The organism is Sphingobacterium composti, assembly GCF_009829075.1.
In the GTDB taxonomy this organism is placed as follows: domain Bacteria; phylum Bacteroidota; class Bacteroidia; order Sphingobacteriales; family Sphingobacteriaceae; genus Sphingobacterium; species Sphingobacterium composti.
On sequence record NZ_WUQZ01000028.1, the window covers coordinates 22097 to 36586 of the forward strand.

Below are 14490 nucleotides of genomic sequence, written 5' to 3' on the forward strand. Positions count from 1 at the left end.
ATTTCATGAATTTTAGACACATACTATTAAGCATATTTTTTATTTTCTTCTGTAGCCAACTGTCTTTTGGACAAAGTAGTGCGCAATTAAAGAAGCAATTGGAGAAAATAAATACCGAAATTGCCAATTTGAACAAAGAGTTGATGGCTAAAACCAAAGAGAAGCTCTTGTCCCAAAAGGAAGTGACGGCATTGAGTAAGCAATTGAACCTAAGGGAGGAAAAGATTACAGTTATTACACGTACTGTAAATAGCCTAACCAGTCAGATCAATCAAAATACAAAGGCTGTAAATGAGCTAAAGGCCGAGCTTGAGAAGATGCGTAAGGACTACGAGAAGATGATCATGTTCGCTTTTCGTAATAAAAATGGCTACAATAAGATGATGTTTATTTTTGCATCCAAAGATTTTAATCAAGCCTTTAAACGTATAAAGTATTTACAACAATTTTCCGAAGCTCGAAAAGCAAAGGCAGCAGAAATTGAGAAAGTAAAGAAGGATATTGAGATCAAAATCGCGGAAATGAAAGCCGATAGAAATACACAACGAGTTCTATTAGCTGATCAGCAAAAAGAAAGAGATATCATTCGAAAAGATAGAGCACAACACCAATCTCAATTGAATTCTATTGTAAAACAAGAGCGCACATTCAAGGGGGAGTTGTCTAAAAAACAACAAGAGAAGAAGAAAACGGAAGCTTTGATTCGAGCTGCTATCAATAGAGAAATTGCAGAACAAAGACGTAGGGAAGAAGCTGAACGTAAGCGTCTCGCAGAAGCAGAGGCGAAACGTACAGGTAAAACTGTAGCTGAAGTTGAAAAATCTACTCCAAAGAAATCGGACAGTGAAATTTTGCGATCTACACCAGAAGCAGCGAAATTATCAGCAGATTTTAAATCAAATCGTGGACGTCTTCCATGGCCTGTATCGCAAGGAAATATCGTCCGTAATTACGGTTCTTACACAGTAGATGGAATCACAAGTTCAGCTCCTGATATTGGTATACGTACAAGTGATGGAGCAGGGGTTAAAGCTGTTTTTGAGGGCGAAATAGTTCAAGCAGTGGCTGGTGTGGTAGTAATAAAGCATGGTGAGTATTTTAGTTTTTACTCTAATTTAGCGTCAGTTTCTGTTCGTAGAGGACAAAAAGTAAGTCGTGGGCAACAAATTGGTACTGCGGACAAGGATCCTGAATTGGGTTATTCGGTGGTTTACTTCGGTTTATCTCAAGGTCAAAATGATTTTAATCCATCACCTTGGTTAGCAAGATAGTTACACGAGAATAACAATTTATTCTATATATTTGTAAATAGACTTATTATAAAAAGTATTAAAGAAATAACATAAAATGTATACATCTAATTTATTATTTATAGGAACACAAGAAATCATCATTATTGTGGTTTTAGTTCTATTATTATTTGGGGGAAAAAAAATTCCAGAATTAATGCGCGGTCTTGGTAGAGGGGTGAAGGAATTTAAGGATGGTCAGCGTGAAGACACAACTGATAAGCCAGAAGAAAAAGAAAAAACGAATAATTTATAAAAACTCTTACAAAGATTGCATGCTAGACCTCATGTAATCTTTGTTTTTTGCCTTACTGGCTAAATATTGCCAACTAGTATCCAAAAAACTAGCACAATATGAATAAAAAATTATACACCGCATTATTAACCGTTATAATCAGTGTTAATTCATCCAAAGCGCAAACAATATCTATTGATCCAATGGGCGATGATTACTATACGCAGACATCATTCGCTACTTCTTTGGTCGAACATCGAGAGTTATTGGTCGAACTAGATTCTATCCGTAAGCATGTTGACGAAAAGATTGATGTTTCAATCTTGGATGCGAATATTTTGCGTAGGATGAAATCTGTTACGAAGACTATTCCTTTGGATTACAATTCGCAGGTTAAGTATTTTATCGATAAATATATTTCGTCGAATTACAAACCTTACATGAGTCGATTGCGTGGGTTGAGTAACCACTATTTTAAAGTATATAATAAGGTGTTTCAAGAGCTCGGTATACCAGAAGAAGTAAAGTACCTGTCTTTGGTTGAGTCATCACTTAATCCGCATTTGGTGTCTACGTCAGGGGCAGTTGGGCCTTGGCAATTTATGTACGCAACAGCTCGCGGTTATGATTTGGATATGAATTCGCATATCGACGAGCGAAAAGATATTTACGCTTCGACCTATGCAGTTTCAAGTTATCTTAAAGCAGCGTATGATCAATTTGATGATTGGTTATTAGCTTTAGCTTCTTATAATTGTGGACGAGGTTGTGTGCAACGTGCAATAGCAAGATCAGGAATGACAAACCCTACTTTTTGGGAATTATCGCCATTCCTTCCCAAAGAAACTCAAAATTACATACCTAAATTTGTAGCTATGACATATGTCTTGAGTAATGCAGATTATTATGAGATTCCATATGCTCCTACAGAGTTGGATTATGAGACGAAAGTTGTGATGGTGGACAAGGTTGTCGATCTGAGACATATTGCTCAGGCTGTTAACTTGGAAGTGGAGAATATTAAGCATTTTAATCCTGCCTATAAAAAAACTATTGTTAATGGTTCTGTAGATAAGCCAAAGCGAATCTTTATACCTATTACTTCACAACTGAATGATAGTTTGCTTTATGTTGCATTGAATGCACCATCTTCAATAAATTTAGTGGTAAATGAAGAGCCTGAAGCTATGATCGCTGCAAACTCTTCTCAAAAATATAAGGTGCGTAAAGGTGAAAGCTTATCAAGTCTTTCGAAAAAATTTGGAGTTACTGTACAAGATTTAAAGGCTTGGAATGGGCTGAGTAATAAGAGTGCATTGGTTGGTAGAACTATAGTTGTTACCAAGCCTATTAGCTCCACATTAGCGAAAAATGTTGCTAAATCAACCACAAAAACTAATGTTAGCCGTACAGCCTATTATGTCGTTCAAAAGGGAGATTCTTTAGATCGAATTGCAAGGAAATTTCAAGGTAGCTCTGTCTCCAAGATAAAAGAAGACAATGGATTAAGGAATACAGTTATTAAACCAGGAATGAAATTAAAAATTAGAAAGGGTTAATCAATTAGATTAACTCTTTCTGATTTTTTATGCTAACCAAGCAGCGTCTTCTTGATTATCCACTTCATCTAAATATACTTCAACATTTTCTTTAAGAATAGTTGAAAGTTTTTGACCGTAAAAATCACTGTTCACAGGAAATTGGTGGTGACTTCTATCTATAAGGACTGCTGTGCGCATTTTTTTTAATGGCACATTGATAAAAGCTCCCAACGCATAAGCTAAAGTTCTACCACTATTCAACACATCATCTACCACTACGACAGCCTTATTGTTTGCAGTTTCGACAGGCAAATCTGTAGAAGCTTCCAACGACCTTTTATTCTTATTGATAGTTACTTTGATAAGTTCAATTTCTTTATCAGGAGCGAAGCCTTTAAGTATTTTTTGTAGTCGTTGAGCAAACACATATCCTCTATCTGCGATTCCGACTAGTACAATATGGCTTTCGTCAAAATTATCTTCCAAGATTTGATAAGCTATACGCTTAGACTTTTGAAGGATTTGTTCTTTATTTAATATTAAGGTTCTTTTTGCTGACATATATTCCAATCTAATAGCACAAAAATAAATAAAAAGTCCGAATGCAAGGTTACACATTCGGACTTTCTAATATAGTTAATTTTATCTATTAATTATCTGTTTTAAGTATTGAAGCATCTGCTGTCATTGTTTGCGAATCATCTGCTTTTGGACGACCTCCGTTATAGTAATAACGCTTCCAATAGGCTTCGTTAAGATTGCTCACCATGACTCCTTTACTCGATGATGCATGCGCAAATTTATCATCACCTAAATACACACCCACATGCGTGATATTTTTGCTTCTGATTTTGAAAAATACCAAATCTCCGGCTTGTAAATCTTTACGGGTAACAGGTGTTACATTAGCATACTGATTTCTGCTATTAAACCCTATGGTCGTATTAAATACATTTTCGTAAACTGCAAGTGAGAATTTAGAACAATCGATTCCTCTTTTAGTATCGCCACCCAATCTATAAGGCGTACCTAACCAATCATAAACAAACTGATAGAGTTTAGTGTTTGTAGTAGCATTTACTGCTACACCCATGATTTGTGAGAAATACTCTTTTGCAAGGTTGTCTTGCTCATTGTTCTTTTTGGTAGTTTGTGCTTGCGACACTAGACAAAAGCCTATAAATAGCACTGACGCTATTAGTTTTTTTGTGTTCATTAAATCGCTTTTTTTATTTACAACTTTCCTAATTACTACTCTTTTCCAAGGAGCAGATATTACGAAGATAATAGATACATTCTTACAAACCAAACAAATTAAAGTATTTTTAACAGTTTCTTAACATTTTTTAAGACATAAGTACCTGTTCAGACGTATAAATACGGTATACATCATACGCAATTTGTTTGTTGAAGGAGTTTTTGTGATTTTTTTAAAATAAATTTGAATTTAATATCAAAATAATTCTATCTTAGTCGCAGAATTAAAAAATATGAAATTTAATAACTCAATTATTTCTACAATTATTATTACTACGGGAATACAATCTCGGAGGAAGTAACTTGTGTGTACAATTGAGTGTAAATATAAAGAAGCCTTCCTCCGAATAAGAGGAAGGCTTTTTTTGTTACTAACGTTATAACAAACTAAACTAGATAAATTAAAACCAATGAAAGTTCTAAAATTTGGAGGAACATCTGTAGGAACAGTACAAAGTATCAAATCTGTATTAGAGATTGTGAAATCTTCTTATGAAAAAGGAGAGAAGCCGTTAGTAGTCTTGTCAGCAATGTCTGGGGTTACTAACTTATTAACAGCTATGGCTGAAAATGCCGCAGAACGCAAATCTTTTACAGAGGATATTAAATTATTAGAAGAGAAGCATTTTGAAGTAGTAAAACAACTTATTGCTATTAAGTATCAAAATCCAGTTTTCACCAAATTGAAATTGATGCTTAATGAATTGGAAGAGATTTTACAAGGCGTATATGCGTTGAAAGAATTGAGCTTGCAAAGTAAAGATTTGATTGTTTCTTTTGGTGAGCGTTTCTCGAATTATATGGTTTCCAAAATTATGGAGCAATATATTCCTGAAGCTATTTATGTAGATGCTTCGCATTATATCAAAACCAATTCGAATTTTGGAAATGCACAAGTGAATGAGGAGTTGACGTCGTCATTGATTAATTCACTTAACCATTCTCATGCGGATAAGCTGATGTTTGTAACAGGTTTCATTGGTTCAAATGAAGCTGGTCGTGTGACGACATTAGGTCGTGGTGGATCGGATTATACAGCCGCGATATTTGGCTCTGTGTTGAATGCTTCGGTAATCGAAATATGGACAGATGTAAATGGTATGTTGACAGCTGACCCACGTATCGTGAAAAAAGCGTTCTCATTGCCGGTATTGTCGTATACAGAAGCCATGGAATTGTCTTATTTCGGTGCGAAAGTAATCTATCCACCAACTATGATTCCTGCGTTTTTAAAACGTATTCCAATTGCTATTCGTAATACTTTTGAACCCGAATTTCCTGGCACGATTATTCAATTTGAGTCGGATTGTACACAATATCCTATTAAAGGTATTTCATCTATTTCTGATATCTCGATTATCAACCTTTCTGGGTCGGGTATGATTGGCAAATCTGGTTTCTCAGGACGTTTATTTACGTTATTGGCTCGTGAGCTAATCAACGTCGTATTGATTACGCAATCTTCCTCAGAGCACAGTATAACCTTCGCTGTAAATCCTAGCGATGCGGAAAGAGCGTTGAAACTTATTTCTACAGAATTTGAGTTGGAATTGGAAGCCAATAAATTGGTTATGCCAGAGGTAGAGCAAAATCTTTCGGTATTGGCGATAGTTGGTGAAAATATGAAGCGTACACCAGGCATGTCAGGACGTTTGTTCGCTGCTTTGGGACGTAATGGTATCAACGTACGTGCGATAGCGCAAGGTTCTTCGGAATTCAATATTTCGGTTATCATCTCTAAAGATGATTTGGCTAAAGCGTTGAACGCCGTACATGATGCTTTCTTTGCTGAATTGAAAAAGACCTTACACGTATTCAATTTAGGTACTGGTAATATTGGCTCTACATTATTTAAGCAATTGGCTGAGCAGCATGATTTCTTATCCGAGCAAAATGATTTGGAGATAAAGGTTGTTGGTATTGCCAACTCACGCAAGATGTTATTTGATGCCAATGGTATCGATTTGGATTCGTGGACTGAAAACTTGAATGAAAATGGTCAAGTGGCAGATTTGTCCCATTTTGTGGAAATCATGAAAAGCATGAATTTGCCAAATGCAGTATTTATCGATAATACAGCAAGTAAGTTGCCGGCTACCTACTATGTAGACATTTTCAAATCGAATATCTCTATTGTTACATGTAATAAGATTGCGAATTCTGGTGAATATGCTAATTACAAACTGTTACGGGATACAGCACGTAAGCATGGTGTAGATTTCTTCTACGAAACAAATGTAGGAGCGGGATTGCCAATCGTTCGCGTATTGAAAGATTTGATGCTAAGTGGTGATAGAATTTTGAAAATCGAGGCTATTCTTTCGGGGACGATTTCTTATATCTTCAACAATTTTGTAGGGGACGCTTCATTCTACGATGTCGTGAAAAATGCACAGGCGTTAGGTTATACGGAGCCAGACCCTCGTGATGATTTGGGTGGAGTAGATTTCATGCGTAAGATGCTAATATTAGCTCGTGATGCTGGCCATGTGATTGAAGCTTCGGACGTGGATTTGGGTGCTATCTTGCCAGAATCATGTTTGAAGGCAGCTTCAGTAGATGAATTCTATACTGAATTATTAAAAGCTGACCAATATTTCAATGAATTGAAAGAAAGGGCTGCCGCAGAAAATAAAGTTATCCGTTACATTGGTAAATTAGAACATGGAAAAGTAGCTATTTCAATGCAAATGGTTGATGAAACACATCCATTCTATGCCTTGTCAGGTAGTGATAATATAATCTCATTCACAACGGAACGTTACAAAGAGCGTCCATTGGTCGTAAAAGGTCCTGGAGCAGGTGCAGAAGTGACTGCTGGAGGTGTATTTGCGGATTTGGTGAATGTTGGAGCAAAATAATTTTAAGATAAAAAACGGATAATATGCCTGTTTCTCAAAATAATCTAAAGGAAAAGAAAATAGATTTTAATGCCATTTTGGACAAAGTACGTGTCTTTGCGCCGGCTACAGTGGCTAACATGATATGTGGTTTCGATATATTGGGGTTTGCGGTAGATGAGCCTGGTGACGAAGTCAAAATGTATCGTGTTGCTGAACCAGGAGTACGCATTCGCTCGATTGTTGGTGATGGTGGAAGATTGCCTTTGGATGCTGATAGAAATACTGTTAGTGCGTGTGTCAAGATGCTTTTGAATGATTTGGGTATTCTTCAAGATATTGGTGTAGAGATTGAATTAATTAAGCACATGCCAATTGGGTCTGGCTTGGGGTCAAGTTCAGCAAGTACAGTGGCAGGTCTTTTCGCTATCAATGCTATATTAGGAAATCCATTGACTAAAGATGATTTGATGCCTTACTGTGTGGAGGGAGAAAGGTTAGCTTGTGGTCATGGTCATGCAGATAATGTTGCTCCAGCTTTGATAGGTGGGATTACCTTAGTTCGTGGCGGTTCGGATTTGGATATTGTGAAGATTCCAGTACCTAAGGAATTGTATGCAGGTATTGTATTCCCACAAGTTGATGTCCCTACGCGTGATGCACGTCAGTTAATCAAGGAGAAAGTTCTATTAAAAGATGCGGTAACGCAATGGGGAAATATTGCAGGTCTGGTCGCTGGTTTATTCCAAGAAGATTATGAACTTATCAGCAGAAGCATGCATGATGTGATTATTGAGCCTTCTCGTGCGATTTTAATACCTGAATTTTATGCGATGAAAGAAATTGCGTTGTCTAATGGTGCATTGAGCTTCGGAATTTCGGGGTCTGGACCATCAGTTGTCGCGGTATCTAAAGGTCGAGAAGTAGCAGAATTGGTTACAACTAAAATTCAAGAACATCTTACTGCAAGCGGTATTGAAAGTTTCAAATATGTGTCTCCTGTAAATGTAGAAGGTCCGAAAGTATTATCCTTTAATGACTAATAAAATATGAAATTATATAGTACAAATAATAAAGATTTACGTGTATCCTTTCAGGATGCGGTTTTTAATTCTTTACCTCAAGATAAAGGGCTTTACATGCCAGAGGTCATCCCAACGTTAGCCCCTTTGTTTATAAAAAATATTCAACAATTCTCTTTACAAGAAATTGCTTTGACAGTATCGTCGGCTTTAATCGGAGACGACATTCCAAAAGAAGATTTAAAGAAAATCGTCGAAGATGCCATTAATTTTGATGCACCAGTCAAATTGTTGGATGCAGAAACGGGGGTATTAGAATTATTCCATGGGCCGTCATATGCTTTCAAAGATTTTGGAGCACGTTTTATGAGTCGTGTGATGGGGTATTTTTCTAAAGATGGCGATAAATTATTGGATGTGCTGGTTGCTACTTCGGGTGATACAGGCGGTGCAGTTGCATCGGGTTTCTTAGGCGTAGAAGGTACGCGTGTGACAATTTTATACCCTAAAGGAAAAGTATCGAAAGTTCAAGAAGAGCAATTGACGACAAATGGGCAAAATATTCGCGCTTTGGAAGTGGATGGTACGTTTGATGATTGCCAAGCATTAGTGAAACAAGCGTTCAATGATGATGAATTAAATTCTGAGTTGCGATTAACTTCTGCTAATTCTATCAATATCGCACGTTTAATTCCTCAAACTTTTTATTACTTCTGGGCGTATGCGCAATTAAAAGCACAAGGACAAGATGAAGTGGTTTTCACAGTTCCTAGTGGTAATTTCGGAAATATTGGAGCAGGCTTGTTGGCATATAAAATGGGGTTGCCCGTGAAACATTTTGTTGCAGGTACGAATGTAAATGATACGGTTCCTCGATTCTTGACTTCAGGAGCTTACGAACCAAAACCTTCTGTTCAGACATTAGCGAATGCTATGGATGTTGGTAATCCGAGTAATTGGGTTCGTATTCAAGATATGTTTGATAATGAATTGGATAAATTGAGAGGTATTATTTCTTCATACACTTACGATGATGCAGAAACAAAGTTGGCTATGCGTGAGTTGTTCGAAAAATACAATTACGTAGCTTGTCCACATACAGCAATTGCTTATTTAGCGGCGAAAGCTTACAAAGCAGAAAATCTGGGAGAATATGCTTCTGTATTTTTGTCTACGGCGCATCCATGCAAGTTTCCTGAAGGAATAGATGCAGATATTTTTGAGAAAGTATCGTATCCTACTGGAGCTGAAGAGTTAGCTGGTAAACCAAAATTAGCTGAGCCTTTAGCTGTAAGTTACGATGATTTTAAAGCTTATTTATTGGAGAATAAGTAACTATATTTCAATTTGAAGATCTATGTGAGGATTTTTTAGTTTTCTAAAAAATCCTCTCTTATTTATTAGATTTGAGGATCCTTACATAACCTAATATTAATAACTATGAAAATCACTATTAAGCATTATCTTCTATTCACATTATTGTTTTCGGTTTCCGCAATAAAAGCCCAGCGTTTTGCTGAGAATCAAAGTAAAATTGTGCTAGTCGTTCACGGTGGTGCAGGAACGATTAATAAAAAGAATATGACTCCAGAGAAAGAAGCTAATTATAAAGCTGCATTAACTTTGGCTTTACAAAAGGGATTTAATGAGTTAAAGTTGGGCAAAAGTGCATTAGATGCTGTGCAAGCTGCAGTCAATGTAATGGAGGATTCACCTTTATTCAATGCAGGAAAAGGGGCAGTATTTACTAATGAAGGTAAAAATGAACTTGATGCTTCCATTATGGATGGAAGAACATTAAAAGCAGGAGCTGTTGCAGGAGTAACATCTCTCAAAAATCCTGTAAATGCCGCACGAGCAGTTATGGAAAAATCTCAACATGTCATGATGGTAGGTAAAGGTGCAGAAATCTTTGCTACTAGTCAAGGCTGTGAAACAGTGCCTACATCTTATTTTTTCACACAAGAAAGGTGGCAGCAATTGGAGAGAGCGAAGAAATCAGAAATGGGAGATAGAAGTGCATATAATTTTGATCCAAGAGAAAGCATGATTTCGGGTGTAAGTGATGAAGATAAAAAGTTTGGTACTGTTGGTGCTGTTGCATTGGATATAAATGGGGATTTGGCTGCAGCAACTTCTACCGGTGGTATGACAAATAAAAGATATGGGAGGGTAGGAGACTCACCTATTATTGGTGCGGGCACATACTGCAATAATTTAACCGCTGGAATTTCATGTACAGGATGGGGAGAATATTATATTCGATTGGCAATCGCTAATCGTGTGTCTAATCTTATAGAATTTAAAAATATTTCTGTAGAAGAAGCAACTAAGCAGGTGATTTCTGAATTGGGAAATTTGGGTGGTGATGGTGGGATAATAGCTTTGGATCAAAAGGGAAATGTTGCTATGGATTTTAATACATCTGGAATGTATCGAGGAACAATAGATGAGAATGGAAATGTTTCTGTTTATATCTTTAAGAATTAAAAGCTTTATGCATTCCATTGAGCATAGGGGTTTATAGTTTTGCGAAAAACCATATATTTAATTTTGCTTTCCTTATTTTTGCAGCGATGAATAAAATAATCCTTAATAAAGGCAAAGATAAGGCGGCTTGGCAATTACACCCTTGGGTGTTTTCAGGAGCGATAAATAAAAAGGAAGGAATAATTGGGAATGGAGATGTCGTTTCCGTTTACAATTGCGACGATGAATTTATCGCGTATGGTATTTATAATAATACATCTCGAGTTGCGATCCGTTTGCTAGAGTGGAATCCTGCTAATGAGATTAATGAGAATTGGTGGCGAGTTCGCGTGCAGAAAGCAGTTCGTAATAGATTTCACCTATTAACTGAAAATAATGATTCTGTACGTTTGATTTTCGCAGAAGCAGATTTCTTGCCAGGATTAATCGCAGATAAGTATGCAGACTTTATATCTATCCAAGTTCACGCTGCAGGTGTCGAAAATGTAAAAAGTATCATTGTAGATGAGTTGGTAAATTTACTTTCTCCAAAAGGAATCTACGAACGTAGTGACTTGAAATCACGCGAACATGAAGGTTTGCCTGATACGAATGGATTGTTGTGGGGGAAAATGCCACCAGAATTTGTCGATATGGTTGAAAATGGTATTCACTACAAAGTAAATATCATTGATGGACAAAAATCAGGATTCTATTGCGACCAACGCGACAACCGTTTCATAACAGCACAATATGCTAAAGGAAAGCGTATGTTGGATTGCTTTTGCTATTCTGGTGGATTTACATTGAATGCATTGCGTGAAGGAGCAAATGAAGTAGTTTCAGTAGATAGCTCTGCTTTAGCAATTGAGACGTTAAAAAGTAATGTAATTCACAATGGTTTTGATGTCAAGAAACATATTGCTGTGCAATCAGATGTGAATAAATATTTGCGCATTTTGAGTGAGCAAGGGGAGAAGTTTGATGTGATAGTGTTGGACCCACCAAAATATGCACCTTCGCGTTCTACCTTAGAAAAGGCTTCACGAGCATACAAAGATTTGAACCGAAGAGGTTTAATGTTGTTAGAATCTGGAGGTTTATTGGCTACATTCTCTTGTTCAGGGGCGATGGATATCGATACGTTCAAGCAAGTACTTGCTTGGGCTGCATTAGATGCAGGCAAAGAAATTCAGTTTATAAGACAATTCACACAACCAGAAGACCATCCTGTACGGGCATCATTTCCTGAAGGGGAATACCTAAAAGGATTGTTAGTGCGAGTTTTATAAGATATTGGCTTTCTTTTTGAAAGCCTTTTTTACGAATAATTTTTATGCTAAAGACAACATCTACCACGAAACCAGTTTATGCTATTCTAGTAGCTGTAAGCATTGCGCATTTGCTGAATGATTTGATTCAAGGAGTAATACCTGCAGTTTATCCTTTGCTAAAGGAAGAACATCACTTGAGTTATGGTCAGATAGGGTTTATTACGTTGGTGTACCAACTTTCAGCTTCTATTTTTCAGCCTATCGTAGGAGCATATACAGATAAGCGTTCGCATCCTTATTCGCAGATGCTTTCCATGTTTCTTTTGGCTGTAGGAACGTTACTTTTCGCGTATGCGCATAATTTTGAATTTATTTTATTTTCCGTGTTTGTGGTTGGTGTAGCTTCATCTATCTTTCATCCCGAATCGTCTCGAATAGCGTTTTTAGCCTCTTCTGGTAAGAGAAGTTTAGCGCAATCAATTTTTCAAATTGGTGGAAATGGCGGGATGGCTTTAGCGCCGATAGCAGTAGCTTATATCGTGTTACCACGAGGTCAATGGGCATTAATTTGGCTTTTAGTAGTGCCACTAATTGGTCATTTGGTAGCGTATTATATTGGCAATTGGTATAAAAAGAAATTGCTTGCTCAAGAAAAATCTGTAAAGAACCCAATCAAAATTCCGGATTTGTCTAAGAAGAAGGTCATACTTGCAGTAATAATTCTATTGCTTTTGATTATGTCCAAATATTTCTATGTGTCTAGTATTACGAACTTTCTACAATTCTACACCATGGAAAAATTTGGTATATCAGAGGTTCAAGCACAGGTTTATTTGTTTTATTTTTTGCTAGCAATTGCTGTGGGTACGATGTTGGGTGGGATATTTGGTGACCGCTTTGGACGAAAATACGTGATTTGGTTCTCAGTATTGGGTGCAGCTCCATTTACCTTAGCGCTTCCTTATGTAGGATTGACCATGACAGCAGTATTTATTGTTATCATTGGAATAATTCTTTCATCAGCTTTTCCTGCCATCATTGTGTATGCACAAGAATTATTGCCAAAGAAATTAGGAATGGTTTCTGGACTTTTCTATGGATTTGCTTTCGGCATGGCAGGGATCGGTTCAGCATTATTAGGGTATATGGCTGATAAAACTTCTATAGCGCATATTTATAGTGTATGTTCTTATCTTCCATTAATAGGTGTAGTTGCTGCCTTGTTGCCGAATTTACAACGAGTGAAATATTACAACAATTAGTTGCTATAATTTAGGTTTGTTTGCTAATTGTATTTAAGTGTTTTAATCAGAATTCCGTTTTCGTCATACGACTTCCATATACCTGTTTTATTACCGTTATAGTAGGAACCTTTTTCTTTTAATATTCCATTGCGGTGATAGAATTCCCATTCTCCAAATTCCATTTGAAGTCCCATATGTGTGCCTCTTTTTTCGATTTGTCCGTTGTCGTAATAATGTATCCATTCGCCTATTGGAAGACTTAAATTATCGTACGCACCTTGAATTTCTAGTTTTCCATTCGGATGATAATATTTCCAATCTCCAATCTTTGCCTGCTTACCGTTTAATATAAATATTTCACCCATATATCTCAACTTTCCATTCGAATAGAATCCTTTAAAATATCCTGTTGGTTCTCCATACTCGTAATTCTCTTCTTCATTAATTCTTCCATATTCATCATACAATTCTGTAACACCATGCAGCACACCTTTGTCCATACTCACTTTTTTAATAAGTTTATTGTTTTCTGAATAATATTTCCAAATCCCAGATTTTTTATCATTAACATACGTGCCTTCTGAATTCAAATTACCATTCTTGTTATAGTACTTGGCAACTCCCTCTAAAAGGTTATCTTTATAATTTACAATTTTCGCTATTTCGCCTGTTTCTAGATAGTATACCCATTCTCCTGTAGATTTATTATCTAGATAAGCTCCTTCAATACCTAATTCACCGCCAGTATGATATAATTTTGCTTGTCCATTTCTTAAGCCTGATTTAAATGTCGATATTTCTTTAACTTTTCCTCCATCTGGATAAAAAATCTTCCATATTCCAGTTGGTTTTTTATCTTGATCTACATCACCATAAGCCATTATTGCTCCATTGTCGTAATAAAATGTATCTAGAGAGCTTGCTGAGATATGAGTTGTGAAAAATATTGTGAATAATATAATAATGTTTTTCATAATTTATCGGTTTGATATTGTAAAATTACAACTATTGTTCTAATTAGAAAATTATTTTTTAATTATTATTTTATTTATTAAAATTCGGTATAGGGTTTTGAGATTGTGTAGGATGTTTAATAACTACTACAAAAGCGTCCTAAATAAGGTAAAAAATGGCGGTGAATTTATATAGCAGGGATTGCTATATTTAATTCGCTAAAATGATTCAACCGCCGTGGTAAATATAAACGTATTTTCTCAGATATTAGGACTAGTAGATCGCAATATTTTTAACAAATTGGTTCAACAATATCAGTCCGATAAACATCACAAAGGGATCAATAGCTGGACTCACTTTGTGAG

General features: G+C 36.2%; 13 protein-coding genes. 10 read left to right on the forward strand and 3 right to left on the reverse strand.

The genetic code is table 11. From position 1 onward, the window contains the following. Nucleotides 1-5 precede the first annotated feature (5 nt). The 3 genes from GOQ17_RS14440 (at nt 6) to GOQ17_RS14450 (ending at nt 3083) form a co-directional block, all read left to right on the forward strand. Complete coding sequence (locus tag GOQ17_RS14440) at nt 6-1271, forward strand: murein hydrolase activator EnvC family protein (protein ID WP_159638529.1); 1266 nt, start codon at nt 6-8, stop codon at nt 1269-1271. Between the two features lie 76 nt (nt 1272-1347). Next, on the forward strand, nt 1348-1545 hold the full coding sequence (locus GOQ17_RS14445; protein ID WP_159638531.1) for a twin-arginine translocase TatA/TatE family subunit: 198 nt from the start codon (nt 1348-1350) through the stop codon (nt 1543-1545). A gap of 98 nt (nt 1546-1643) precedes the next feature. Next, entirely contained in the window at nt 1644-3083 is a 1440-nt protein-coding gene (locus tag GOQ17_RS14450; protein WP_159638533.1) for a lytic transglycosylase domain-containing protein, read from the forward strand. A gap of 27 nt (nt 3084-3110) precedes the next feature. Here the strand turns inward: GOQ17_RS14450 and GOQ17_RS14455 are convergent, their stop codons facing one another. After that, nucleotides 3111-3626, reverse strand: a complete 516-nt coding sequence (locus tag GOQ17_RS14455; protein ID WP_159638535.1) for a phosphoribosyltransferase family protein — start codon at nt 3624-3626, stop codon at nt 3111-3113. An 88-nt stretch (nt 3627-3714) separates the two neighbouring features. Continuing rightward, a complete protein-coding gene (locus GOQ17_RS14460; RefSeq protein WP_159638537.1) occupies nt 3715-4281 on the reverse strand; it encodes a C40 family peptidase in 567 nt (188 codons plus the stop codon). 451 nt (nt 4282-4732) lie between these two features. Between GOQ17_RS14460 and thrA the strand changes: the two genes are divergently transcribed. From thrA to GOQ17_RS14490, 6 genes are all read left to right on the forward strand, one after another. Continuing rightward, a complete protein-coding gene (gene thrA, locus GOQ17_RS14465; protein WP_159638539.1) occupies nt 4733-7183 on the forward strand; it encodes a bifunctional aspartate kinase/homoserine dehydrogenase I in 2451 nt (816 codons plus the stop codon). Nucleotides 7184-7206: 23 nt separating this feature from the next. Next, on the forward strand, nt 7207-8205 hold the full coding sequence (locus GOQ17_RS14470) for a homoserine kinase (RefSeq protein ID WP_159638541.1): 999 nt from the start codon (nt 7207-7209) through the stop codon (nt 8203-8205). Nucleotides 8206-8211: 6 nt separating this feature from the next. Beyond that, the gene (thrC, locus tag GOQ17_RS14475; RefSeq protein WP_159638543.1) at nt 8212-9519 is read left to right on the forward strand and encodes a threonine synthase; all 1308 of its coding nucleotides are present in this window, start codon (nt 8212-8214) and stop codon (nt 9517-9519) included. Between the two features lie 105 nt (nt 9520-9624). After that, complete coding sequence (locus tag GOQ17_RS14480) at nt 9625-10674, forward strand: isoaspartyl peptidase/L-asparaginase family protein (RefSeq protein WP_159638545.1); 1050 nt, start codon at nt 9625-9627, stop codon at nt 10672-10674. 86 nt (nt 10675-10760) lie between these two features. Beyond that, a complete protein-coding gene (locus tag GOQ17_RS14485) occupies nt 10761-11945 on the forward strand; it encodes a class I SAM-dependent rRNA methyltransferase (RefSeq protein WP_159638547.1) in 1185 nt (394 codons plus the stop codon). A gap of 44 nt (nt 11946-11989) precedes the next feature. Continuing rightward, nucleotides 11990-13189, forward strand: coding sequence for an MFS transporter (locus tag GOQ17_RS14490; RefSeq protein ID WP_159638549.1), 1200 nt, complete (start codon nt 11990-11992; stop codon nt 13187-13189). Nucleotides 13190-13212: 23 nt separating this feature from the next. Here the strand turns inward: GOQ17_RS14490 and GOQ17_RS14495 are convergent, their stop codons facing one another. After that, nucleotides 13213-14145: a toxin-antitoxin system YwqK family antitoxin gene (locus tag GOQ17_RS14495; protein WP_159638551.1), complete on the reverse strand. Its 933-nt coding sequence runs from the start codon at nt 14143-14145 to the stop codon at nt 13213-13215. Between the two features lie 217 nt (nt 14146-14362). On the opposite strand from GOQ17_RS14495, the gene GOQ17_RS16620 reads away from it, so the two are divergent. Continuing rightward, nucleotides 14363-14490: DUF4372 domain-containing protein (locus GOQ17_RS16620; RefSeq protein WP_159638553.1), on the forward strand; the 128-nt coding region annotated here is incomplete at its 3' end.